Origin of the sequence: Pseudomonas sp. EpS/L25, from assembly GCF_001512295.1 — a bacterium.
Taxonomy (GTDB): Bacteria; Pseudomonadota; Gammaproteobacteria; order Pseudomonadales; family Pseudomonadaceae; genus Chryseomonas.
On record NZ_LNUP01000002.1, the window covers coordinates 858155 to 881154 of the forward strand.

Annotated in this window: 23 protein-coding genes, 1 other RNA gene and 1 pseudogene; 12 read left to right on the forward strand and 13 right to left on the reverse strand. The window is 66.4% G+C overall.

Going from position 1 to position 23000, the window contains the following annotated elements; translation table 11 throughout:
• Positions 1-173: 173 nt before the first annotated feature.
• Together AR540_RS05035 and AR540_RS05040 are read right to left on the reverse strand one after the other, a co-directional pair.
• Positions 174-602: a GFA family protein gene (locus AR540_RS05035; RefSeq protein WP_059226732.1), complete on the reverse strand. Its 429-nt coding sequence runs from the start codon at positions 600-602 to the stop codon at positions 174-176.
• A gap of 95 nt (positions 603-697) precedes the next feature.
• Positions 698-979, reverse strand: coding sequence for a peptidylprolyl isomerase (locus tag AR540_RS05040; protein ID WP_007160531.1), 282 nt, complete (start codon positions 977-979; stop codon positions 698-700).
• A 504-nt stretch (positions 980-1483) separates the two neighbouring features.
• Between AR540_RS05040 and AR540_RS05045 the strand changes: the two genes are divergently transcribed.
• Positions 1484-2332 carry a CAP domain-containing protein gene (locus AR540_RS05045; RefSeq protein ID WP_059226733.1) on the forward strand — a complete coding sequence of 283 codons (849 nt, stop codon included), beginning with the start codon at positions 1484-1486 and terminating at the stop codon, positions 2330-2332.
• Here the strand turns inward: AR540_RS05045 and AR540_RS05050 are convergent.
• Both AR540_RS05050 and copM read right to left on the reverse strand, forming a co-directional pair.
• Positions 2329-2709, reverse strand: a complete 381-nt coding sequence (locus tag AR540_RS05050) for a VOC family protein (RefSeq protein ID WP_153014197.1) — start codon at positions 2707-2709, stop codon at positions 2329-2331. The two genes, AR540_RS05045 and AR540_RS05050, sit on opposite strands and share 4 nt — an antisense overlap.
• A gap of 61 nt (positions 2710-2770) precedes the next feature.
• On the reverse strand, positions 2771-3106 hold the full coding sequence (gene copM, locus AR540_RS05055) for a CopM family metallochaperone (protein ID WP_059226735.1): 336 nt from the start codon (positions 3104-3106) through the stop codon (positions 2771-2773).
• 406 nt (positions 3107-3512) lie between these two features.
• Here copM and AR540_RS05060 point away from each other — a divergent pair, with 406 nt between their 5' ends.
• Positions 3513-4703, forward strand: coding sequence for a sugar transporter (locus tag AR540_RS05060; RefSeq protein ID WP_059226736.1), 1191 nt, complete (start codon positions 3513-3515; stop codon positions 4701-4703).
• Positions 4704-4866: 163 nt separating this feature from the next.
• Positions 4867-5334, forward strand: a complete 468-nt coding sequence (locus tag AR540_RS05065) for a DUF4442 domain-containing protein (protein WP_059226737.1) — start codon at positions 4867-4869, stop codon at positions 5332-5334.
• Between the two features lie 995 nt (positions 5335-6329).
• Here AR540_RS05065 and AR540_RS05070 read toward each other — a convergent pair.
• The gene (locus AR540_RS05070; protein ID WP_059226738.1) at positions 6330-8729 is read right to left on the reverse strand and encodes a DEAD/DEAH box helicase; all 2400 of its coding nucleotides are present in this window, start codon (positions 8727-8729) and stop codon (positions 6330-6332) included.
• A 178-nt stretch (positions 8730-8907) separates the two neighbouring features.
• Between AR540_RS05070 and AR540_RS05075 the strand changes: the two genes are divergently transcribed.
• The 3 genes from AR540_RS05075 (at position 8908) to AR540_RS05085 (ending at position 11720) form a co-directional block, all read left to right on the forward strand.
• The gene (locus AR540_RS05075) at positions 8908-10269 is read left to right on the forward strand and encodes a cation:proton antiporter (protein WP_177339189.1); all 1362 of its coding nucleotides are present in this window, start codon (positions 8908-8910) and stop codon (positions 10267-10269) included.
• A 285-nt stretch (positions 10270-10554) separates the two neighbouring features.
• A complete protein-coding gene (trhA, locus tag AR540_RS05080) occupies positions 10555-11181 on the forward strand; it encodes a PAQR family membrane homeostasis protein TrhA (RefSeq protein ID WP_059226739.1) in 627 nt (208 codons plus the stop codon).
• Positions 11182-11345: 164 nt separating this feature from the next.
• Positions 11346-11720: a septal ring lytic transglycosylase RlpA family protein gene (locus AR540_RS05085; protein WP_059226740.1), complete on the forward strand. Its 375-nt coding sequence runs from the start codon at positions 11346-11348 to the stop codon at positions 11718-11720.
• A gap of 238 nt (positions 11721-11958) precedes the next feature.
• Here the strand turns inward: AR540_RS05085 and AR540_RS05090 are convergent, their stop codons facing one another.
• Complete coding sequence (locus AR540_RS05090; RefSeq protein ID WP_059226741.1) at positions 11959-12975, reverse strand: GGDEF domain-containing protein; 1017 nt, start codon at positions 12973-12975, stop codon at positions 11959-11961.
• A 249-nt stretch (positions 12976-13224) separates the two neighbouring features.
• Between AR540_RS05090 and AR540_RS05095 the strand changes: the two genes are divergently transcribed.
• Together AR540_RS05095 and AR540_RS05100 are read left to right on the forward strand one after the other, a co-directional pair.
• The gene (locus AR540_RS05095) at positions 13225-13857 is read left to right on the forward strand and encodes a DJ-1/PfpI family protein (RefSeq protein WP_059226742.1); all 633 of its coding nucleotides are present in this window, start codon (positions 13225-13227) and stop codon (positions 13855-13857) included.
• Positions 13851-14474 (forward strand): glutathione S-transferase family protein, encoded by a 624-nt coding sequence (locus tag AR540_RS05100; RefSeq protein ID WP_059226743.1) that lies wholly within the window; start codon positions 13851-13853, stop codon positions 14472-14474. Before AR540_RS05095 ends, AR540_RS05100 begins: the two co-directional genes overlap by 7 nt.
• 39 nt (positions 14475-14513) lie before the next feature.
• Here AR540_RS05100 and AR540_RS05105 read toward each other — a convergent pair whose 3' ends face one another.
• Positions 14514-14861: a cupin domain-containing protein gene (locus AR540_RS05105; protein WP_007160512.1), complete on the reverse strand. Its 348-nt coding sequence runs from the start codon at positions 14859-14861 to the stop codon at positions 14514-14516.
• Positions 14862-15195: 334 nt separating this feature from the next.
• On the reverse strand, positions 15196-15663 hold the full coding sequence (locus AR540_RS05110) for an RNA methyltransferase (RefSeq protein ID WP_059226744.1): 468 nt from the start codon (positions 15661-15663) through the stop codon (positions 15196-15198).
• A gap of 122 nt (positions 15664-15785) precedes the next feature.
• Between AR540_RS05110 and AR540_RS05115 the strand changes: the two genes are divergently transcribed.
• A non-coding RNA gene (locus tag AR540_RS05115) (sX9 sRNA) lies at positions 15786-15861 on the forward strand.
• Between the two features lie 43 nt (positions 15862-15904).
• Positions 15905-16648: a class I SAM-dependent DNA methyltransferase gene (locus AR540_RS05120; protein ID WP_059226745.1), complete on the forward strand. Its 744-nt coding sequence runs from the start codon at positions 15905-15907 to the stop codon at positions 16646-16648.
• A gap of 156 nt (positions 16649-16804) precedes the next feature.
• Here the strand turns inward: AR540_RS05120 and AR540_RS05125 are convergent, their stop codons facing one another.
• On the reverse strand, positions 16805-17563 hold the full coding sequence (locus AR540_RS05125) for an SDR family oxidoreductase (RefSeq protein ID WP_059226746.1): 759 nt from the start codon (positions 17561-17563) through the stop codon (positions 16805-16807).
• A gap of 175 nt (positions 17564-17738) precedes the next feature.
• On the opposite strand from AR540_RS05125, the gene AR540_RS05130 reads away from it, so the two are divergent.
• Positions 17739-18614, forward strand: coding sequence for a LysR family transcriptional regulator (locus AR540_RS05130; protein ID WP_059226747.1), 876 nt, complete (start codon positions 17739-17741; stop codon positions 18612-18614).
• A 123-nt stretch (positions 18615-18737) separates the two neighbouring features.
• Here AR540_RS05130 and AR540_RS05135 read toward each other — a convergent pair whose 3' ends face one another.
• The 4 genes and pseudogenes from AR540_RS05135 to AR540_RS05150 all read right to left on the reverse strand — a co-directional run bounded on the left by AR540_RS05135 (position 18738) and on the right by AR540_RS05150 (position 22292).
• Positions 18738-19268 carry an REP-associated tyrosine transposase gene (locus AR540_RS05135; protein WP_059226748.1) on the reverse strand — a complete coding sequence of 177 codons (531 nt, stop codon included), beginning with the start codon at positions 19266-19268 and terminating at the stop codon, positions 18738-18740.
• Positions 19269-19876: 608 nt separating this feature from the next.
• A complete protein-coding gene (locus AR540_RS05140) occupies positions 19877-20341 on the reverse strand; it encodes a GNAT family N-acetyltransferase (RefSeq protein WP_059226749.1) in 465 nt (154 codons plus the stop codon).
• 52 nt (positions 20342-20393) lie between these two features.
• A pseudogene (locus AR540_RS05145) lies at positions 20394-21531 on the reverse strand (GGDEF domain-containing protein).
• Positions 21532-21851: 320 nt separating this feature from the next.
• Positions 21852-22292, reverse strand: coding sequence for a BRO-N domain-containing protein (locus tag AR540_RS05150; protein WP_059226750.1), 441 nt, complete (start codon positions 22290-22292; stop codon positions 21852-21854).
• A 170-nt stretch (positions 22293-22462) separates the two neighbouring features.
• On the opposite strand from AR540_RS05150, the gene AR540_RS05155 reads away from it, so the two are divergent.
• A complete protein-coding gene (locus tag AR540_RS05155; RefSeq protein WP_059226751.1) occupies positions 22463-22888 on the forward strand; it encodes a hypothetical protein in 426 nt (141 codons plus the stop codon).
• Positions 22889-23000: the final 112 nt, after the last annotated feature.

The following is a 23000-nucleotide window of genomic DNA, read 5'->3' on the forward strand; positions in this document are numbered from 1 at the left end:
CCCTGCGGTCAGAGGAGGGGTATTTCCCTCACCGCCGGTGCCGCGTGCCGGTCGCTATCGCCAGGCGCGCGAGGTAGGAGACTGGCCGGTCGGTGCCGACGAACGGTGGTGACCGCGGATGCTGCCGGTGAGGGGATTCACGTGGAAAAGGATGTTCGGTACACCACCGAGGACTAGGCGTCGTCGGGCTGCCCATGCTCGGCGAACAGTTCCGCGCCGGTCAACTGGCGAGTCTGGTTGGCGAAGCAGTACCAGGCCGGCTTCTCTTCGATGAACACCTCGCTGGCCAGGCTCCAGTCTTCGCCTTCGAGCAGGCCCACCGGAATGGCGTAGTGCGGCTCGGCCTTGAGGCGGTAGAACAGATGGGTCCCGCAGTGGATGCAGAAGCCGCGCTCCGCCCAATCGGACGAGGCGTGGATACCCAGGGCATCGCCACCGCCGATCACCGGCGGCTGGGCGCATTCCACCGCGAGTAGCGGACCGCCGCCCCAGCGGCGACAGGTCTGGCAATGGCAGGCGGATACGTCGCTGTTGTCGAGGCGACAATCGAGCTGGACAGCGCCGCACAGGCACTGGCCGTGACGTTCGAGGAGAAGGGACAAGGCGCTATCCTCACGAGGGCAGGGGAGTCTGCAGGATAGCCGGGAATGCGGAGGGAGGAACGACGCTCCCGCACGGTGCGGGAGCGTCTGCGGGATCAATCCTCGCGGCTGGTGACTTCCACCAGGTGGTAACCGAACTGGGTCTTCACCGGACCCTGGACCTGGTGCAGCGGCGCGCTGAACACCACGGTATCGAATTCCTTGACCATCTGGCCCGGGCGGAAGGTGCCCAGGTCGCCGCCTTGGCGGCTGGAGGGGCAGCTGGAATTGTCCTTGGCCACCTGGGCGAAGTCGGCGCCCCCTTCGATGGCGGCTTTGAGTTCGTTGCACTTGGCTTCGCTGGAAACCAGGATGTGGCGGGCAGAGGCTTTGGCCATGGGATGACTCCTGTTGAATTGACCGGCGAGCCTACCCCAATCCCCCAGGCAAGCAAACTGCCGTCCGTTCCTCGGTTGGCGAGCCGTCTAGTGTGGTGTTTCAGAAGTTCGCGCAAGAATTGGCGAGTGATTTTTTGTCGGTTCGGCGCTCCGACTGGGCTAGGCGCCGCGACGAGTCATGGCAGGGCTATGGCGAGGAGTGGCAACGACGTCCAGGGCGGTCCGCCGCTGCGGACAAAAAGCGCCGCCAAAATTGTGTAGGTAACTTCTGAAACACCACACTAGGTTCTGTACGAAAAGTCGCCGAGCGAAGGTTAGGCGAGGCGAAAAAGGCTGAGGAAGCGGATCGGACCCGCGCTCGGGTTTACAAGTGGTAAATGAGCATTCCGAAGCCTTTTTCAACGAAGCATCACCGAGCGCAGGCATTTTTCGTACAGACCCTAGCTTGCGCCTCGGGATCAGGCCGGGTACATAGCGCTTCCCTGTTCCCGAATCGGCTCGTGCATGCCTCGTCTCCTCGCTGTTTCCCTGCTGCTCACCACCGGCCTGCTGACCGAGGCCGCCCTGGCGGCCACGCCCGAAGAGGCGCGCCTGCTCGAGCTGATCAACGCCTATCGCGCCGCCCCCCAGGGCTGTACCGGCGCCCGCGCCGCCGCGCCGCTGGCCGCGGACAACCGCCTGGCAGCCGTCCGCCTGACGGGACGGGATCGGTTGCAGAACGACCTGCGCGCCGCGGGTTACCAGGCCGCGGCGGTGCAGGTGATCCTGCTGGCCGGCGCGCCCACGGCTCAGGTGGCCATGGCGGGTCTGCGCCAGCAGTACTGCCGGCCGCTGGCCAGTGGCGACTTCGCCCAGATCGGCGTGAGCCAGCAGGGGGCGCGTTGGCAACTGGTGCTGGCGCGGCCGGTGGTGAGCGCCGGCCTGGGCGATTGGCAGACCGCTGGCAAGGCCGTGCTCGCCGAGGTCAATCGCGCGCGTGCCCAGGCGCGCACCTGCGGTACCCGGCGCTTCGCCGCCGCCACGCCGTTGCGCTGGAGTCCGGCCCTGGCCAATGCTGCCCTGGCCCACAGCCAGGACATGGCCAGCCGCGACTACTTCGCCCACACCGCACCGGGCGGCGGCAGCGTAGCCGAGCGGGTGGCCAGGCAGGGTTACGCCTGGACGGGTATCGGCGAGAACATCGCCGCGGGCGCGGGCTCGGTCAGCCAGGCCATGCAGGGCTGGCTGGCCAGCCCTGGCCACTGCGCCAACCTGATGAATCCGGAGTTCACCGAGATGGGCGCGGCCTACGCCCTGAATCCGCGCAGCACCCACAGTCTCTACTGGACCCAGGTGTTCGGCCGGCCGCGCTAGGTCGGGTACTCGGCGATCTCGATCAGGTTGAGATCGGGATCGCGCACATAGACCGAGCGGATCGGCCCGGTGGCACCGGTACGCTCCACCGGCCCCTCTACGATCGGCCAGCCTTCACGCTGGAGATGGGCGATCACCGCCTCCAGCGGCTGGCAGGCGATGAAGCAGAGGTCGAGGGCGCCCGGCACCGGCAGGTGCGCCTTGGGTTCGAATTCCCGGCCACGCTCGTGCAGATTGATCTTCTGGTTGCCATAGCGCAGCGCCTTGCGCCCGGCGCCGAAGGTTTCCTGGCGCATGCCCAGCACCCGGGTATAGAAGTCCTCGCAGGCGGCGAGGTCCACGGTGGTCAGGACCAGGTGATCCAGATGGTCGATCAGCATGAGGCGTTCCACGGCAGGACTGGAATTCCACTGTGCCAGCCCTGCGCGTCCTGGACCATCACTTGCTGTGAGCCTTGATCCAGCGATTGAGCTGATCGATCTCCTTCTGCTGGGCCTGGATGATGTTCTCGGCCAGCTTGCGCATCTCCGGGTCCTTGCCGTGCTGGAGCTGATAGCGCGCCATGTCGACCGCGCCCTCGTGATGGGCCAGCATGCCCTTGGCGAAGGCCAGGTCCGGGTCCTTGGCCTTGAGCCCTTCTTCCATGCCCTGGTGCATGGCGTCCATGCTCTTCTGCATGTCCTGGTGAGCCTGGTGGTTGTCCTCGGCGGCATTGACGACGCCACTCGCGAGCAGGGTGAGGGCGAGCAGGGTGGTGGGCAGGACGATACGCATGGGAGAAGCTCCTGGAAGAAGGGGACGATGCCGAGGCTAGAGCTTGCCCCCAGGGCAAGGTCAACCGCTGCGCCTCGCCCGCTCGGCGCCCGGTGCCGCAGAAAGGTTTCGCGATGTTTTGTCGCAGCGGACGAGGCGCCGCGTCGCGCGAAAAAGTCCAGCTGAACAAGGAGTTGGCGTCAAGACCCGGGCAAACGTCGGACCGTTGGGAACCCGTGGCGGTTGTGGTTGCCCGAAGCAACGGCGTAGAATTTTTACTACATTCAATACCAATCCTCCCTACGACAACCCTCTCGCTCGCGACCCCCTCGTCGCAGGCGGGCAGCGGTCTTGCTCGTGGGTTTTCGTCGTCGGGCCCCAGTCGAGGCCGCGATCCACCCACCCGCTCTGGAGTAGAAGATCTTTGATGGATGCTAACGCCGAAGCCCGGAAATCCACTTGGTCCGGTGTCATCGCCCTGGCCCTGGCCGCCTTCATCTTCAACACCACGGAATTCGTCCCGGTGGCGCTGCTCAGCGACATCGGCCGCAGCTTCGACATGCGCGCCTCCCAGGTCGGTCTGATGCTGACCATCTATGCCTGGGTGGTCGCCCTCATGTCCCTGCCGATGATGCTCGCTACGCGATCCATCGAGCGGCGGCGCCTGCTGGTGTTCGTCTTCGTGGTCTTCGTCGCCTGCCATGCGCTGTCGGGCGTGGCCTGGAGTTTCGAGGCCCTGGTGGCCAGCCGGATCGGCATCGCCTTCGCCCATGCGGTGTTCTGGTCGATCACCGCCTCGCTCGCCGTGCGCATCGCCCCGCCGGGCAAGCAGACCCAGGCCCTCGGCCTGCTGGCCACCGGCACCTGCCTGGCCATGGTGCTCGGCATTCCTCTCGGGCGAGTGCTGGGCGAGCTGCTCGGCTGGCGCTACACCTTCCTCGCCATCGCCGCCGTGGCGGTGGGTACGGTGATCTGGCTGGCGCGCAACCTGCCGTTGCTGCCCAGCGAGAACTCCGGTTCCCTGGCCAGCCTGCCGGTGCTGTTCAAGCGCCCGGCGCTGCTCTGCGTGTACCTGCTCACGGTGCTGGTGGTGACCGCCCATTTCACCGGTTACAGCTACATCGAGCCCTTCGCGGTGGAAGTGGCCGGCATGAGCGGCATGATGATCACCGCCTTGCTGCTGCTGTTCGGCGGCTCCGGGGTGATCGGTTCGCTGCTGTTCAGCCGCTACAGCCTGAGATTCCCCAATGGCTTCCTGGTGGTGGCCATCGCCGGCATCGCCCTGTCGTTGCTGCTGCTGTTGCCCTTCGCCCGGCAGGGGCTGATGCTCGAAGGCCTCAGTGTGGTCTGGGGCGTCGCCATCATGAGCTTCGGCCTGGCGCTGCAGGCCAAGGTGCTGGCCCTGGCCAAGGACGCTACCGACGTGGCCATGGCGCTGTTCTCCGGCATCTACAACGTCGGCATCGGTGGCGGCGCGCTGCTGGGCAGCGTGGTGGGCACCCATGTCGGCATGCCCTACGTCGGCCTCGTGGGCGGTGCCTTGGCGGTGGCCGGCCTGGCCTTCGCGGTGTTCATGACCCGCCGCTACGCCGAGCAGCTTAACGCCAATCCGCTGTAGTGCCGCGGCGGCGTCGCGCCCGGTTCGAGGCGCCGCCGGCCGCGCGACCCGGAGGTCGCGAACTGTCTGCCGGGCCGCGCGCCCCAGTCATGGAGCGGCCTGGAGCGACGCGCTAAGCTGCCAGGCACCTGGCGCTCCGGCCAGGCTGCCGGATGCGCTCGCCATGAATCGACTGCTGTTCAATCTCTTCGTCTGGACCAAGGTGCCCATCGCCAAGCTCGCCGGCCTGCGCCTGCGTCAGCTGGACGCTGCTGGCTGCCAGATCCAGGTCACCCTTGGCTGGCTGAACCAGAATCCGTTCAAGAGCATGTTCTGGGCGGTGGAAGGCATGGCGGCGGAATTTTCCACCGGCATCCTCGCCGACTGGCACATCCGTCGCTCTGGTAGTCGCTACTCCATGCTGGTGGTGGCCCTGAACGCCCGTTTCACCAAGAAGGCGGTGGGCACCATCGTCTTTCGCTGCGACCAGGGCGAGGCCATCGCCGCCGCCCTGGTGCTGGCCCGGGAGACCGGCGAGCCCCAGCAGGTCGAGCTGCGCAGTGTCGGCACCGACGAAAGGGGCGAGCAGGTGGCGGAATTCATCTTCACCTGGAGCTTCAAGGCGCGGGTGCCGCTGGCGAAGTCCCTGTAGGAGCGGCAGGGGTTGACGCCTTGGTGGACCACCCTGCCGCCTCACCGTAGCGTGGAAAACTGCGCAGCGTTTTCCACTGGCCGGCTGCCTCGACCGGTGGATAAGGCTTCGCCGTTATCCAGGCTACGCGGCTGATCGCGGCCATGGGCCGCTCCTACGGTTACCGCGGTACCTGGGGCGGCTTGACCGCGATGCCTGCGCTCACCGTAGCGTGGAAAGCCGCGCAGCGTTTTCCACTGGCCGACTGCCTCGACCGGTGGATAAGGCTTCGCCGTTATCCAGGCTACGCGGCTGATCGCGGCCATGGGCCGCTCCTACGGTTACCGTGGTGCCCGGGGCGGCTTGACCGCGATGCCTGCGCTCACCGTAGCGTGGAAAGCCGCGCAGCGTTTTCCACTGGCCGGCTGCCTCGACCGGTGGATAAGGCTTCGCCGCTATCCAGGCTACGCGGCTGATCGCGGCCATGGGCCGCTCCTACGGTTACCGCGGTGCCTGGGGCGGGTCGACCGCGATGCCTGCGCTCACCGTAGCGTGGAAAACCGCGCAGCGTTTTCCACTGGCCGGCTGCTTCGATCGGTGGATAAGGCTTCGCCGCTATCCAGGCTATGCGGCTGATCGCGGCCATGGGCCGCTCCTACGGTTACCGCGGTGCCTGGGGCGGCTTGACCGCGATGCCTGCAATCACCGTAGCGTGGAAGGCCGCGCAGCGTTTTCCACTGGCCGAGTGCCTCGACCGGTGGATAAGGCTTCGCCGTTATCCAGGCTACGCGGCTGATCGCGGCCATGGGCCGCTCCTACGGTTACCGCGGAGCCTGGGGTGGCTTGACCGCGATGCCTGCAATCACCGTAGCGTGGAAAGCCGCGCAGCGTTTTCCACTGGCCGGCTGCCTCGACCGGTGGATAAGGCTTCGCCGTTATCCAGGCTACGCGGCTGATCGCGGCCATGGGCCGCTCCTACGGTTACCGTGGTGCCTGGGGCGGATTGACCGCGCCGCCTAGCGGCCGAAGCGGCCGCCGCGGCGTTCGCCCCGTCCCTGGCGGCGCTCGCCCTTGCCTTTGCCCTGACCCCGCTCCTGGCCACGTGGCCGCCGCCGGCGTGACAACTCGCGGGTGATGGCGTCGTTGAGCAGGTCGCGATGCTCTTGACCTCGGGTCAGGGCCGGAAACAGCTCGGGCAGGCTGCGCGCCAGGTGCAGATAGGTCTCCACCACGTGCAGGGCGCTTTCCAGACCGGCGAGATCGGTGCCGAGGGGGATGCGCGGCAGGTCCACCGGTTCGCCGCGGGCGACCATCCGTAGCCAGCGTTGCGCCTGGCCGCTGGCCGGCCCTTCCAGGCCGCCACGGATCGGCGTGCAGGCGAAGACCCAGCGCAGCTGGAAGTCGATGCCGGGCAGGTCGATCAGCTTGATCCACTCCGCCAGCTCGTCGGGCAGCACCGAGACGAAGGCGTCGCCGTAGTTGATGTTGCGGTTGAAGGTCAGCCAGGTGCGCAGCAGACTGGGCTCCTGCATGAAGTCCGACAGCGCGCGCAGGTGTTCCAGGCTCGGCCGCACCTGGAACTGGTGCAGGTCCACCGGATCGTCCGGGCTGTGGAACAGCCGCTTGATGTTGCGCAGCACATGGGGCGCCAGGGCGGTGATCTCGCCTTCGGCATGGTGACCGAAGCGGCCGGCGCGGCCGCCGATCTGCTTGACCTCCTGCACCCGCAGCGGTCGGTTCTCTACCCCGTCGAATTTCTCGTCGGTGTAGAAACACAGGGTATGGGCGGGAAGGTTGAGGCCCATGCCCACGGCATCGGTGGCGACCATGATCTCGGTCTCGCCTTCGCGGAAGCGCCGGGCCTGTTCGCGGCGGACCTCCGGCGAAAGGGCACCGTAGACCACCGACACCCGGCGCCCGGCCATTTCCAGCAGGCCCTTGAGTTCCAGTACCACGCGGCGGCTGAAGGCCACCAGCAGCGAGCCGGGCTCCAGGCGTTCAAGGGTGGTGGCATGGCGCGCCACCGTGACCGGCGACAGGCGCTTGGTGGGCTTGATCTCCAGGCGGTCCTCGCACAGGGCGCAGAGGGTGCGCAGCGAGGGTTCGATCAGCGCCGGGCCGGTCATCAGCAGGCGCCTGGTCTGGGCGCTGACCAGGGCGTCGACCCAGGCCCAGCCGCGTTGCGGGTCGGCCAGCATCTGCACCTCGTCGACCACCACCACCTCCCACTGCTGGCGCCGGAAGCGGGCGAATTCCTCCACGGTGCAGCAGAAGTGGGTGGCGCCGGGGCGGATGATTTCCTCCTCGCCGGTGACCAGCGAGCAGGGCACGCCAAGGGCTTCCAGACGCTCCTGGTTCTCCAGCGCCATCAGCCGCAGCGGCGATAGGTAGATGGCGTGGGTGACCGCCGCCATGGCCTCGATGGATCTGTAGGTCTTGCCGCTGTTGGTGGGCCCGAGCAGGGCGGTCCAGGTGCGGGTGAGGCGCCGGGCGGGGTAGTTCTGATGGTATTGGCCGAAGCGTGGGTTGTGTTCCAGCAGCACGGCGAAGGCCATCTTCTCGCGCTGCTGCTCCACCGCCTGGCGTAGCGCGCGGCGCAACTTGTCGTGCTCCAGGCGCAGCAATTCCTGCAGACGGGGGATGCCCAGCTGGTGCAGGTCGAAATCCAGGGCGTCAGCTTCATCGACCAGCACGGCGAAGCGCGCGCGCAGCTCCTGCTCCGCCTCGGCCTTGAGCGCCAGGACATCGGCCTCGCTGAGCAGCCGGCCCTGGTTGGCCGCCAGGCGCCGGGGAATCTCCAGGCGAATGTCGTCGTGGGCCAGCACCACGCTGAAGCGCAGCTCATGGCGGACTTCGTTGAGGACTTCCGTTAGCCGTGGCAGGAAGTCGTCCAGCCGGATCAAGGCTTGGGGGACCCGCTCCAGCACGCGCTGGCGATCCTCTTCCGCCAGGTCGGCGAAGGGCTGCTGCAACACCTTGAGGCGTTCCCGCACGGCCTCGCCCAGCCGCCGCTGGACGGCCACCTCGAAGGTGGCGGCCGAGTCGCTATCGTCCAGGCTCAGCGCCCAATGCGCTTCGAGCAATTCACTCGCCGCACCGCCGGTAAAGAGCTTGGGGCTGCCGAAGACGTCCACTGCATAGCCGAAGGTCTTGCCGGCGCCGAGCAGGACTTGGCCGAGCAGGCTGTCGGGATCGGGCGCGCTGCCGGCGGCTACCGCGGCGGTCTCGTCGAGGCCCAGCCAGAAGGCCTTGGCGATCCGTCCCAGATGCGGCAGGGGATAGCCGGCGTAGGGTTTGATCCACAGTTCCTGGTGCTGTTGCTTGGCGACGAAGGCCGGATGGGTACGGCTGGCCCAGTCGAGGAAACGCTGCAGGCGGTCGAGACGGCGTTGCTTGCGGAGGCGGTGATCGCTCATGCGGGAGGAGGCTTTCCTTGGTGGCTATAGGGCATGGGACCCCGGCCGGGGCGCCGCGGTCACTGCCGGGCGCACCATTCGGCAGACCGGGGGCACCGCGGCTGCGTTGGCGCAGTCTCCATCATGAGCGTGGCGTTCGTCACTCGCTCTTCTTCTTCGTTCTGGATCACACGCGCTCATGACTTTTCTCGTCTGGGTCGGGGTGCTGGGTTCGCTGTTGATGATCCTGGCCCTGACCTCCGCTTACCTACGCTGGTTGCCGGTGACCACCTCGGTAGTCTGCCTGGGCTTCGGCATGCTCATCAGCCCTATCGGCCTGGGGTTGGCCGAGGTCAACTTTCAGCAGTCGGCGACCTGGATCGGCCACCTCACCGAGGTGGCGGTGCTTTTCTCGCTGTTCGTCAGCGGCCTCAAGCTGCGGCTGTCGTTCCACCGCTCCGCCTGGCATGGCGCCTATCTGCTGGCCGGCCCGGTGATGATCCTCAGCATCGCCGGGGTCTGCCTGGTCGCCCACTACCTGCTGGGCCTGCCCTGGGGCGTGGCGCTGGTTATCGGCGCCATTCTCGCCCCCACCGATCCGGTGCTGGCCGGGTTGGTGCAGGTCAACCACGCCCAGGATTTCGACCGGGTGCGCTTCGGTCTCTCTGGCGAGGCGGGGCTCAACGACGGCACCGCCTTTCCCTTCGTGCTGCTCGGCCTGCTGCTCCTGCAGCACGGCGAACTGCAGTGGGGCTGGACCCTGGAGTGGTTCCTGAAGAGCGTGGTCTGGGGCGTGCCAGCGGGTCTGCTGCTGGGCTATGCCATGGGCAAGGGCGTGGGCCGGCTGATGATCTACCTGCGCACCCGCCATGGCGACAGCACCATTTCCCCCAACGATTTCCTCGCCCTGGCGCTGATCGCCCTGTCCTATGTGCTGGCCGACGAGATCGGTGCCTTCGGCTTTCTCGCGGTCTTCGCCGCCGGCCTCGGCCTGCGTCAGGCGGAGGTCCAGACCTCGGGCCATGCGGAAACGCCTTCCGAGCACCTGGCGCAACCGGTAATCGGTCATCTCACCGGGGCGCCGGAGCGCGCCACCGTGGCCAAGGCGGAAGACATCGAAGAACCGCGGATGGCCGCCGGGGTGATGATGGGCGACATGCTCGCCTTCGGCAGCCTGGTGGAGCGCTCCTTCGAGGTGCTGCTGGTGACCCTGCTCGGTGTGGTGCTCATCACCCATTGGGACAGCCGCGCGCTGCTGCTCGGCGCCTTGCTGTTCGTGGTGATCCGCCCGGTGGGGGTGGCGACCATGCTGCCCTTCACCCGTATCGATCGTCATCAGGGGGCGCTGATCGGCTGGTTCGGCATCCGCGGCATCGGTAGCCTGTATTATCTGTGCTACGCGCTCACGCACCAGGTCACGGCCGATTGGGCCGGGACCGTCGTCGACCTGACCCTGTCGGTGGTCGCCCTGAGCATCGCGGTCCATGGTGTGTCCATCCAACCGCTGCTCGACCACTACGAGCGCCTCACCGCCCGTCGCGAGGGCTCGGCCAGACCCTGAGTCGGCCCTTGCGCCCTCGGTCAGGCTCAGTACGAGAGGTGACTGCGCGCGGTGATGTTTCCTTGAAAAACCACCCGGATCGCCAGCCCGGCCTGGGCGACCCCGTCGCAATGGTCATCTACCGCTCGTAAACTCGCAGGCGAGCGCGGTCCGTTCCGCTTCCTCAGCGTTTTGCTTCGCTGGCGCTCGCCCTTCGGGGCGGTCTTCGGCCGTCACTCCCGATGGTCGTTATGCCTCGCCGGACCTTCGCTCATCGACTTCTCGTCCAGAACCCAAGGAGGACGCATGTACCACGGCGAACGGCTCAATGCCTGGACCCATCTCATCGGCGCCGTGCTGGCCCTGGCCGGCGCCATCACCCTGGTGGTGCTGGCCAGCCTGCAGGGCGATCCCTGGCGCATCGTCAGCGTCACCATCTACGGGGTGGCGCTGGTGATCCTCTATAGCGTCTCGACGCTCTATCACAGCGTGAAGGGGCGGGCGAAACGCCTGCTGCAGAAGCTCGATCACCTGTCGATCTACCTGCTGATCGCCGGCAGCTACACGCCGTTCTGCCTGGTGACCCTGCGCGGCCCCTGGGGCTGGACGCTGTTCGGCATCGTCTGGGGGCTGGCGCTGATCGGCATGCTGCAGGAGATAAAGCCGCGCTCCGAGGCGCGCGTCCTGTCGCTGGTGATCTACGCCACCATGGGCTGGATCGTGCTGGTGGCGGTCGGGCCGCTCAAGGCCCAGCTGGGGGAGGCCGGCTTCGCCTGGCTGGCGGCGGGCGGGGTGCTCTACACCGTCGGCATCCTGTTCTTCGTCTTCGACGACCGCTTTCGTCACTGGCATGGCATCTGGCATGGCTTCGTCATGGCCGGCAGCGCCCTGCATTTCGTGGCCATCCTCAGGTACGTGCTGCCAGCGCGCTGACCTGGGCGTGAGGCGTGCATCACAGCTAGGAAGGCCATTGGCCAGCGCCGCCGAACCTCTCGGCGCCTGGCCCGCTCAGAGCTAAACGATCGACCCCCTGCGTTGCCTCCCCAGAACGAAGAAGAAGAGGAAGGTGAAACGTGCTCCTCCGTTCCCGCTATCTGATGTGGCTGCTGGTGCTCGCCTGCACCGCCTGCCAGGAAAAGGACTCCAAGACCGTCGCGGCACCCGTGAAGAAGGAAGCGAGCTTCGAACAGCGCGGCAAGGCGTCCTTCTATGCGCGCAAGTTCCACGGCAAGGAGACCGCCAGCGGCGAGACCTTCAACAACGACGAGTTGGTCGCCGCCCACAAGACCCTGCCGCTCGGTACCAAGGTCAAGGTGACCAACCTGGAGAACGATCGCGCCGTCATCGTGCGTATCAACGACCGCGGTCCCTACATCCGCGGGCGCATCATCGACCTTTCCCGTGCCGCCGCGCGGCGGGTGGACATGGTCGAGGACGGCACCACCCCGGTGAAGGTGGAGAAGCTGGAGTAGGGTGGCTCAGCGCCTGTTCAAAGGCTGCGGCGCGTCGGCCAAACGGCGTTGAAAATGTCCTGGGTCGCCAGCCCGGCCTGGGCGGCCCCGTCGCCATGCTCATTGACCACGCGTAAACCCGAGCGCGGGTCCGATCCGCTTTCTCAGCCCTTTGATTCGGCGGGCCAGCCGTTGGCTGTTACTCCCGTTGGTCGTTGCGCCCTGTTTGGCTCTAGCTCGCGAGCCTTTGAACAGGCTCTCAGGAAGACCAGACGACCCTGTCCTTGCCCTGGCGCTTGGCCTGGTAGAGGGCTTCGTCCGAGCGGCGCATCAGCTCGGTGATGGGTTCGCCCGGATGCGCCTGCGTCACCCCCGCGCTGAAGGTGATGGCCTGTCGTGGGCGGCGTGCCAGGCGCGTGCGCAACTCGCCCAGCAATCCGTCCAGTCGCGCCTGGTCGACACCCTGGGCGAGGATGCCGAACTCCTCGCCGCCGAGCCGGCCCACGCTGAGCACGGGATCGAGGTGGCTGATTTCATCGGCCAGGGCGACCAGGACTTCGTCGCCGGTCTGATGGCCCCAGAGGTCGTTGATGGCCTTGAAGTTGTCGATGTCGAGCATGGCGAAATGGCAGGGCGAGTCGCGGCTGATACGCACGGCTTCCTCCAGCTGCGCCAGCAACTTGCGCCGGTTGGCGATGCCCGTGAGGGCGTCCGTTTCCGCCATCAGGCGGTAGCGCTCCTTGAGGGAGAAGGTGCGCCGCATCCAATGGCTGTTGACATAGTTGTAGGCGATACCGATCGCCAGCGTCACCCCGACCAGGATGGCGACCAACTGTCCAGGCATGGTGGCCGGCGCCAGTCGATCCAGGCCGATGAACAGGATCAGCCAGGATCCGGCCAGGGTGATGAGATAGGCGCTGATGCGATAGGTCATGCCGCAGGTGCCCAGGGTGATGAGCAGGGCGATCGGCAGATTCCAGTAGTGGCCGAGTGGACCGCAATCGTTGATCTGGACGCGAAAGGCGAAGGCGATCACCCAGATGTTGCCGGTGAAGGCCAGGCTCATCAGCCGCGCGCTACGCGCCCTGGCGAGCAGGAGGACGGAGCACAGCAGGAGCGCCAGTATCCCGAGGTAGCGCAACTGGTAGGGATCGGCGATGAGGGGATTGCTCACCAGGCTGAGCGGCCAGATCACCAGCAGCAGCGGCTGCAGCACCAGCAGGGGTATGCGGAATACCCTCTTGACGTGGCGCTCGTAACGGATTTCGTCGTCCATGGAAATCTCTGATACCGCTCGTGAAAGGTTTGACCGTGCGGGGCTGGGTGACCAAGGCTATCGACGCCCCCCGCCATTTCTTTAGTGGCTAGAAGCCATTATTGCCATTTTCTTCGCCGTGTATGCACTGATCTAGAGCGGTTTTTATCGGCCGCTTCAGGCTGTATGGGTGCCTGGACGCCACGCTGTATCTGGTCCGCGGGAGGGCCTGCGCGGAGAATCCGGGCTTTCCTGTCGCGGAGCCATGCCATGCACCTCGCCATCCTCACCTTCGACGGCTTCAACGAACTGGATTCCCTGATCGCCCTGGGCATCCTCAATCGCATCAAGCGCCCGGACTGGCGGGTCTCGCTGATGGCACCGACGCCCTGCGTGACCTCCATGAATGGCGTACGCCTGGAACGCCAGGCCGGTTTCGACGAGCTGGCGGATTGCGCTGCGGTGCTGGTGGGCAGCGGTATCCGTACCCGTGAATTCGCCCAGGACAGGACGCTGCTGGAGCAACTGGCAGTGCTCGATCCCAAACGTCAACTGATCGGTGCCCAGTGCTCCGGCACGCTGCTCTTGGCGCGGCTCGGCCTGCTCGACGGGGTACCCGGCTGTACCGATCTCACCACCAAGCCCTGGGTGCAGGAGGCTGGCATCGAGGTGCTGGCGCAGCCGTTCTTCGCCCGCGGCAACCTGGCCACGGCCGGTGGCTGCCTGGCTTCCAGCTACCTCGCCGCCTGGGCCATCGCCCGCCTGGTAGGACGCGAGGCCGCGGCCGAGGCCCTGCACTACGTGGCGCCGGTAGGGGAAAAGGAAGACTATGTGCAGCGGGCGCTTGGCAATATCGAGCCTTATCTCGTCCACCCACCGCTGGAGGTCGCCTCGGCATGCTGAAGATTCTTGGTCGCGTCTCTTCGATCAACGTCCGCAAGGCGCTCTGGTGCCTCGACGAACTGGGCCTGGGCTATGAGCGCGAGGATTGGGGCGCCGGCTTTCGCTCGGCGCAATCCGCGGAGTACCTGCAGTGGAATCCCAATGGCCAGATCCCGGTGCTGCTGGACGGCGACTTCGTGCTCTGGGAGTCCAACAGCATCCTGCGCTACCTGGCCAACGCCCACGGTGGCGAGGCGCTGTATCCCACCGCAGCGCGCGCGCGGGCGCGGGTCGATCAGTGGCTGGACTGGCAGGCCAGCGAACTCAATCCGGCCTGGAGCTATGCCTATCTGGCCCTGGTGAAGCAGCAGCCACCAGAGCCCGATCCGCAGCGCCTGGCGCAAGGCATCGCCGCCTGGAACGGACGCATCGCCATTCTGGAAGCGCACCTGGCGCAGCATGGCCCCTACGTGGCCGGCGAACACTTCAGCCTGGCCGATATCGTCCTCGGCCTGTCGCTGCACCGCTGGCGCAGCACCCCGATGGAGCGCATCGCGGCGCCGGCGATCGAGGCCTATCTCGAACGCCTGGCCACCCGGCCGGCTTGGGCCTGCTATGCGAGTACTGCCACGCCCTGAGCAGCCCGCCGGCGAGCGCCGGCAGGCGTTGCCTTCCGGTCAGGCGAAGACGAAGTACTTGCGCACCGTCTCGACCACTTCCCAGGTGCCCTTCATGCCGGGTTCGACGACGAAGATGTCGCCGGCCTTGAGGTGGATGGGTTCCTGGCCATCGGGGGTGATGATGCAGTAGCCCTCCTGGAAGTGGCAGTACTCCCACTTCACGTAGTCGACGCGCCACTTGCCGGGGGTGCAGATCCAGGTGCCCATGATCTTGCTGCCGTCATCGGAGGTGTAGGCATTGAGGTTGACGGTATGGGGCTCGCCTTCGATGCGCTCCCATTTGCAGGCATCGACCACGGGCAGGGGCTGGGTATCGCGCAGAACGGTGATGGGCGGGTTGGCCATGGCGGCTCTCCTGATGATGGAAGCCGCCAAGGGTGAGGGGTCGCCCCGGACCGGAGTTGTCCAGGGTCGACATCCAGCGGTGCGTTTGCGCTGTCCGGCCGACTAGGGCTTGTCTGAAGCGTCGCCGAGCGAAGGTCAGGCAAGGCGCAACGACCAACGGGAGTAACAGCCAATGGCTGGCCCGAAGGGTGAGCGCCAGCGAATCAAATCCGTGAGGAAGCGGATCGGACTCGCGCTCGAGTTTACGAGGGGTAAATGAGCATTCCGGCTGGGCTGGCGATCCAGCGGATTTTTAACGCTGCCTGGCCGAACGCAGGCAGTTTTCAGGCAAGGCCTAGAACAGCGGACCGGAGCGGGTGTTATTCCCCTTCGCCAGGCGGTCATAGAGCACCACGTTGACCGTGGCCGCCAGATTCATGCAGCCCTGGGTGGGGATGTACACCACGTCCTCGCACCAGTCGCGCAGCTCCTGGCTCAGCGAACCGTCCTCTGAGCCGAACAGATAGAGCGCGCGATCGGGATGGGTGTATTCGGGCAGCGGCCGGGCGCCGTCCACCAGCTCCACCGCCACCGGCACGCAACCCAGCGGCAGGATGCGGCGCAGGTCGTCGATGTTGATCAGCGGGATGTCCTGGTGGACCTTCTTGGTGTCGGTGACGAAGTCCTTGGCGCGGTCGTAGCGGGTGCCGGTATAGAACACCGAGGCCACCCCGTAGCAACCCGCCGCCCTCATGATGGACCCGACGTTGGACGGCGACTTGGGGTTGCTCAGGCCGATGCAGGCGTATCTCTTGTTGCTCACGTCAGGGGACTCTCGGGAAAACCGCCAGTATAAGGCGTCGAAGGTTGCAGAAACCGACTAAGAGCGACTGGCAAAACTACTGTGCGTCCGCCAGACGGGCGCGTGCAGTGCTCGGAATCCTCATGTACCTCTCGTACACTGCGGTTCCTGCGCGCCGCGTGCACCCGCCTGACAACCGCTCGCTACGTTTTGTTAGCCGCTCTAAGATGCGCGCCCGCGTCTCCAGCCCCGAGCCCCTGCGATGTCCGCCACCGCCCTCTACACCGACCTGTCGGCCTACTACGACCTGCTCTGCGCCGACATCGACTACCAGGCCCAGAGCCAGGCGGTGCTGCGCCTGCAGCGACTGTTCGGCAACGGTGGCAGTCGTCATCTCGACCTCGCCTGCGGCACCGGCCCCCATGTGCGGCATTTCCTCGATGCCGGCTTCCAGAGCAGCGGGCTGGACCTCAATCCGCCGATGCTGGCCCAGGCCGCGCTGCGCTGCCCCGAGGCGGACTTCTCCTGCCAGGACATGTGCGCCTTCGAACTGGCGCGGCCGGTCGACCTGATCACCTGCTTTCTCTACTCCCTGCACTACAGCGGTAGCCTTGCACGCCTCCAGGCGTGCCTGACGCAGGTCCAGGCGGCCCTGACCCCGGGTGGCCTGTTCTGCTTCAACGCCGTAGACAAGCGCCGTATCGACAATGCCTCCAGCGTCGGCCACAGCGTCGCGCGGGCCGATGGCCACTTCAGCTTCGCCTCCGCCTGGCACTACCCGGGCGAGGGTGAGCATCAGCAGCTCCGCCTGCGCATCGAACGCCGCCACGCCGGCCAGCAGCAGACCTGGCAGGACGAACACCCCATGGTGGCGGTGGACTTCCCCGAACTGCTGGTCTTGCTAGAGCCCCACTTCGAGGTCCAGGTGCTGGAGCACGACTATCAGCGCATCGAACCCTGGGCCGGCGAGGCGGGCAATGCCCTGTTCGTCTGCGTCAGGCGCTAGAGTCTGTTCAAAGTCTCGCGAGCTAGAGCCAAACAAGGCGAAAATGCCTGAGGAAGCGGACCGGGCTCGCGCGCGAGTTTACGAGTGGTAAATGAGCATTCCGAAGGTCTTTTCAACGCAGTTTGGCCGACGGGCAGCAGACTTTTTTACAGAGTCTTAGTGGGCATGGGCATGCATCCCGCCATCCACTGCGATGACCTCACCCGTGAGGTAGCGCGCCAGCGGTGAGGCGAGAAAGGCCACCAGATGCCCCACGTCCTCCGGCTCGCCGAAATAGCCGATGGGAATGTGCCGGGCGATGAAGGCCTGGCGCGCCTCGGGCGTCGGATGCAGCCGCTGCAGGATCTGCTCGGAATTGATCCGCCCCGGGGCGATGGTATTGACCGTGATGCCCTCGGCCGCCAGCTGGCTCGCCAGCCCCTTGGACCAGAACTGGATTGCCGCCTTGGCCGCGCCGGCCGCGTTGATCTCGCGTGGCTCCATGCTCCCGCTGAAATTCACGATCCGTCCCCAGCGTCTTTCGCGCATCCCACCCAGCAGCGCCTGGGTCAGGCGGCGGGCGGAGGCGAAGTTCAGGTCGAAAGCTTCCTCCCATAGATCGTCACCCGCATCCAGGGGGAGACTGCGATGGCCGCCTGCGGTGTTGACCAGGATATCCACCCGGCCCAGCCCTTCCTCGGCTTCCCGCGCCAGACGCTGGACGTCCTTGGCATCGGCGATATCCGCCGCGATCACCAGCGGCTTTGGATGACCCGCTGCGGCAAGCTCTCCGGCCAATTCTTCCAGGGCTTCCCGCCGGCGCGCGGTGATCGCCAGCCGAACGCCTTCGGCCGCCAGGATACGGGCGACGCCCACGCCTATGCCCATGCTGGCGCCGGTCACCAGGGCGGTACGGTCGTGCAGTTGCAGGTCCATGATCGATTCTCCAGGTCAGGGTCGTAGGGTGGAAAACGGCGCAGCCTTTTCCACGCGGTGGCTAAGCGCAGCGAAGCCCAACACGCCGCCACCTCATCCACGCCACTAGCCTCACCCACCACCCAAATGAGATAAACACCTTCCGGGTGCTAGGATTCCTCAGCAGGAGTGTGGAATGGATCTGCTCGACAGCATGCAGGTGTTCGTCGCCGTGGTGGAGCGCGGCAGCCTGGCCGGGGCGGCCCAGGCCCAGGGCATCTCGCCGACCATGGCCGGCAACCACCTGCGCGCCCTGGAGCAGCGCCTGGGCCTGCAACTGCTGGTACGCACCACCCGGCGCCAGCGCCTGACCGCCTTTGGCGAGGGCTACTACGCCCGCTGCCGCGAGATCCTCGCCCTGGTCGCCGACACCGACCGCCAGGCCGAAACCCAGCGGCTGGCGCCCGCCGGCATCCTGCGCGTGTCCGCGCCGGTATCCTTCGGCACCTACGGCCTCACGCCGCGGCTCGGGGACTACCTCGCACGGCATCCCCAGGTCACCCTCGACCTGGTGTTGAGTGACCGGGTGCAGGACCTGGTGGAGGAGGGCATCGACATCGCCATCCGCATCGGCGAACTGGCCGATTCTTCCCTGGTGGCGCGACCGCTGGCGCCCTATGTGGTGTGGTGCTGCGCCGCGCCGGATTATCTGGCGCGCCACGGTACGCCCGACGGCGTGGCCGATCTACAAAGTCACGACTGTCTCGGCATGGACCCCCGCGCCCTGGCCCAGTGGCGCACCCAGACCGGCGCCACCTTCGGCCCGCTGCCGCCCGGCCGCCTGCACCTCAGCAACGGCCCCGCCCTGCGCCTGGCCGCCCTGCAGGGCCTCGGCATCATCCTCCAGCCGGCTTTCCTGCTACAGGACGACGTCGCCGCCGGCCGCCTGGTGCGCCTCTTCCAAGGCCAGGAACTCACCCGGCCGCTGCATGCCCTCTATCCCCAGACGAGATGGCGCTCGGTGACGGTGAGAAGCTTCGTGGAATTCCTGTTGGCGGAATTCACCCCGTAGCGTGGAAAACGGCGACAGCCTTTTCCACTGACCACTCCAAGCTCCACCCCGTATCCACGTGGACAAGCTTCGCTACGCCTGAGCCTCCGTAGCGTGGAAAACGGCGATAGCCTTTTCCACTCATTACTCCCCCCAGCGCCCAGTCTGCACGACAAAATCGCTCCCCCAATCCGCTGGATATCGTCCCTCCCGCACTGCCCGGTGAAAGCTCGAATAGGGCCAATCTTTAACCGCCCGTGCGTGACCGTGCTTGACCGGATTGAAATGGATGTAATCCAGATGACGCTGGTAGTCCTGTTCGTCCCGTAGGAGATGCTCCCAATACCGTCGCTGCCATACGCCACGCTCACCTCGTGCTTGCTGCGTTGGCGTACGAGCTTCATCCGCCGGCAGGCGCTTGGAGAAGCCGAACTTGATCACTTTCCACCGTAAGGCGAAATCCGTATCGCCTTCCGGCAAGGTCCAGACGCAATGCAGATGGTCGGGCAGGGTCACCCAGGCATCGATATGGAAGGGATGGCGTAGCCGTGTCGCGCGCACCGTATCGCGAAGCAGATCGATATGGCGTGTCAGCAGATCGCTACGCCGATCCGCCAGGACCACGGTGAAGAAATAGGAAGCCCCCGGCGCTCGGGCACGACGAAAGCGAGACATGACAGCTCTTCCTTGAGCAGAGTTGGAAACGATAGCGCAACCCCGTAGCGTGGAAAACGGCGGAGCCTTTTCCACTGATCCCCGCGCTCGACGCCCGACCCCGCGTGGACAAGCTTCGCGTTGTCCACCCTACCGCCCAGACCCCCGTAGCGTGGAAAACGGCGGAGCCTTTTCCACTGATCCCCCCGCTCGACGCCCGACCCCGCGTGGACAAGCGTCGCGTTGTCCACCCTACCGCCCAGCCCCCGTAGCGTGGAAAACGGCGGAGCCTTTTCCACTGATCCCCCCGCTTGACGCCCGACCCCGCGTGGACAAGCTTCGCGTTGTCCACCCTACCGCCCAGACCCCCGTAGCGTGGAAAACGGCGCAGCCTTTTCCACTGATCCCCCCCGCTCGAAGCTTGACCCCGCGTGGACAAGCTTCGCGTTGTCCACCCTACCGCCCAGACCCCCGTAGCGTGGAAAACGGCGCAGCCTTTTCCACTGATCCCCCCGCTCGACGCCCGACCCCGCGTGGACAAGCTTCGCGTTGTCCACCCTACGCCTGAGCCTCCGTAGCGTGGAAAACGGCGACAGCCTTTTCCACCCTCACCGATCAATGCCCCCGCATCACGGCGCCATCGCCACCAACCCCTTCTCCATGAACACACTCAAGGGATCATCCCGATACCCACCAAAAGGTCCGCGCCGTTCGTAGCCCGCTGCCCCATACAACGCCAATGCCTCGGGTTGGTAAGGACCGGTCTCCCGCATCGCCCGCTCGCATCCTGTCGTGACCGCCTCAGCCTCCAGTCGAGCGAGCAAACGCCTACCCAACCCCTGACCCCGCCCCGAGGGGCTCACATACATCCGCTTGATCTCCCCGTAGCCCGCGTTGAGCACCATGGCGGCGCAGCCAAGCGCGCTCCCACACTCGTCACGCGCCACCAAGAACAGCACCTTCGGCTGCATCAAGGATGCGAGATCCAAGGCATGACGACTCTCGGGTGGATAGAGCCCGTCCTGGTAGGCGTCCAGTTCGGCGATCAAAGCGATCACCTCGGGTTGGTCGGGCGATTCGAGGGCGATGGACATGGCGACTCCGCTCAGGCAATCGCTCAAGCCTAAGCCATCATCCCGTCGCCCTTCACCCCTTGCTCAGCCGCACCCCGTCGCGTCCGCCGCGCTTGGCCTCGTACAGCGCCCGATCACCCTGGGCCAGCAGGTCCGCCAGGCTTCGCGGCGGGTGATCGAACAGCACCGCGCCGATGCTCAGGGTGACCCGCTCGGGCGTGGCGAGGCGCTGGGTCGCCAGCAGGCCGAAACGCTCGCGCAGGCTGTCCGCCAGGGCTACCACCTCGGCATGGCCCATGCCGCCCAGCAGCGCCACGAATTCATCGCCGCCCAGCCGCGCCGCCAGCGACTGGCGGGGCAGGGCGCTGCGCAGCAGTTCGCTCAGGGCGATCAGCAGACCGTCGCCCGCCGCATGGCCATGCAGGTCGCTGGCCAGCTTGAAATTGTCCAGGTCGATCAGCAACAGGGCGCCCGGGCACGCGGGCGTCGCCATGCCGAGCAGCCGGGGCGCCTCCGTCTCCAGGGCGCGCCGGTTGTGCAGCCCGGTCAGCGGATCGCTGCCCGCCAGGCGCTCGATGCGCTGCTCGCGGCGATAGCGCACCGTGCCGGTCATCGACAGGGCGATCAGCATCACTGCCATCACCCCCTCCACCAGGGACACCTGGATGATCGCCCCGCGATAGGATTCCAAGTTGAGCAGGGCGCCAGGCATCAGCGGCGGGATCATCTTGGCGAAATAAATAGAAGAGACCATGTCCCAGCAGCACGAAACGTAGCTGCCGCTCGCCGGCATGGCGCCGCCGCAGTAGCAGCCCCGCCCGTACCGCCAGGGTGCCAATCAGCAGCGAATTCACCACCAGCATCACCTTGGACCACCAGGGCTCGTTCGGCAGCAGCAACAGCCCCAACCAGAGCAGCGCGAAGGCCCACCAGCCCAGGCTCAGGCGGCGCCCGGTGAAGCGTGCGACACCGAGGAGAAACAGCCCATGCACGAAGATCAGCAGCCCATTCGCTAACCAGATCCCCACCAGCAGGAATCCCTGGCTGCGCAACAGGGCGAGCAGGCTGCCCACGCCGATGAGGGCGAACCCGGTGCTCCAGTACAACAACGCGGATTCGCGCACCGAGCGCCATTCGATGGCCAGGTAGCCAGCCGCTGCCACCGCCAGGGCGATGGTGATGGTCAGGAGAGTAGGGGCATCGAGGGCCATGGGAGAGGCGGACCTTTGCAGCGTGCAACGAATACCGGAGCCTGCCCGACGTGCCGTGGAGCACGTGGCGGACAAGGAGAAACCTGGCGCAGGCCGCCAGTCTACCGCGGTCGGGCACCCTGTCTGACGTCCGATAGGCTAAGATGCTCGCGGAAAGCCACCAGGATCAGGCGCGCATGCGCAGCCGCTGGAACGCTATCGGCCAGACCGAACTTGTCTTGAGGGCAGGAGCGAGAACGCGTCGTCGCCGACGCGACAGCCGCGCGCAGGGTGATCGGCAACGCCGAGCGAGGTCCCCGGCCGCAAGGCGGGGACTCCGCTCAATACCCCCGGTTGAGCCGCAAGCGCGGTCCGATCGCCTCCGCGACGTCGGCGAGTTTCACCCAGTACTGGTCACGCCAGCACAGCCGGCTCAGCGGCTGGCCGTCCAGCAGCAGCTGGCCTTCGCTGGGCGGCATGAGGCGGCCGAGGAACAGCTTCAGGCAGTCGCGCCTGAGCCAGTCCTCGAACGGCCCGGCGCGCTCGCTGGTGCTGCCGATCAGCAGGCGCAGGGTGTTGGGGAGATCGATCAGCAGGGTTGGCCGCTCGCCGAGCCCCTGGTGCACGCCGTCGCGCTTGCAGTGACGGCGCACGGCTTCCAGCGGGTCCGGGTAATCCAGCAGCCTGGCGACATCGCGGCAATCGAACCACAGCTGCCCATCGAAGAACTGATAGACCCGCAGGGGACGACCCGCGAAATGCAAAAGATGGGGCGTGGACATTCCCTGATCTCCGTCTCTAGGCGCCATCGCTGGGAACGCAGCCACCGAGCGGCCGCTGCCCACCGCAGGACCCTCATGGTCCTCCTACCGCCTGGATGAAATCATGAATTTCAATTTTTCCGCAATCGAATGTTCAGTCCAGGCTGGAAGCGGACTTTAACGTCCGCCCCATGAACGACAAACTCGACTTCGCCCAGCGTCTGCGCTCCGCCATGCTCGCGGCCGGCTACCCTGACCGGCCCGCGGTGTTGGAGCGCGAGTTCAACTCCCGTTACTGGGGGCGCTCCGTGACCTTCCAGGCGGTGTCCCGCTGGCTGGGTGGCAAGTCCATTCCCGCTCAGGACAAGTTGCAGGTACTGGCCCAGTGGCTGCACATCGAACCCCAGGTCCTGCGCTACGGCGAACAGGCCGTGGCAAACGTGCGCGAGCCAAGGGGCAACTGGGCGAAGCCCGAGCACTATCCCGAGCGCGAAGCCATCGAGGCCTTCCTCAACCTGCCCGACGAACAGCGCAAGGTGGTACGCGACGTCATCCTCGCCTTCGTCAAGGCCGGCCCCGGCCAGCCGAACGCCAAGGGCGGCAAAGCGAAAGAGTGATCCGGCGCCACCGTGCCGCGCCGCCTTCAACGATAGGCTCCCACGACAACCTACCCACACCGCAACGGCACCGGCCGGGCCTCCTAGGCGAGTGACGGAAGCGCTTTCCCGT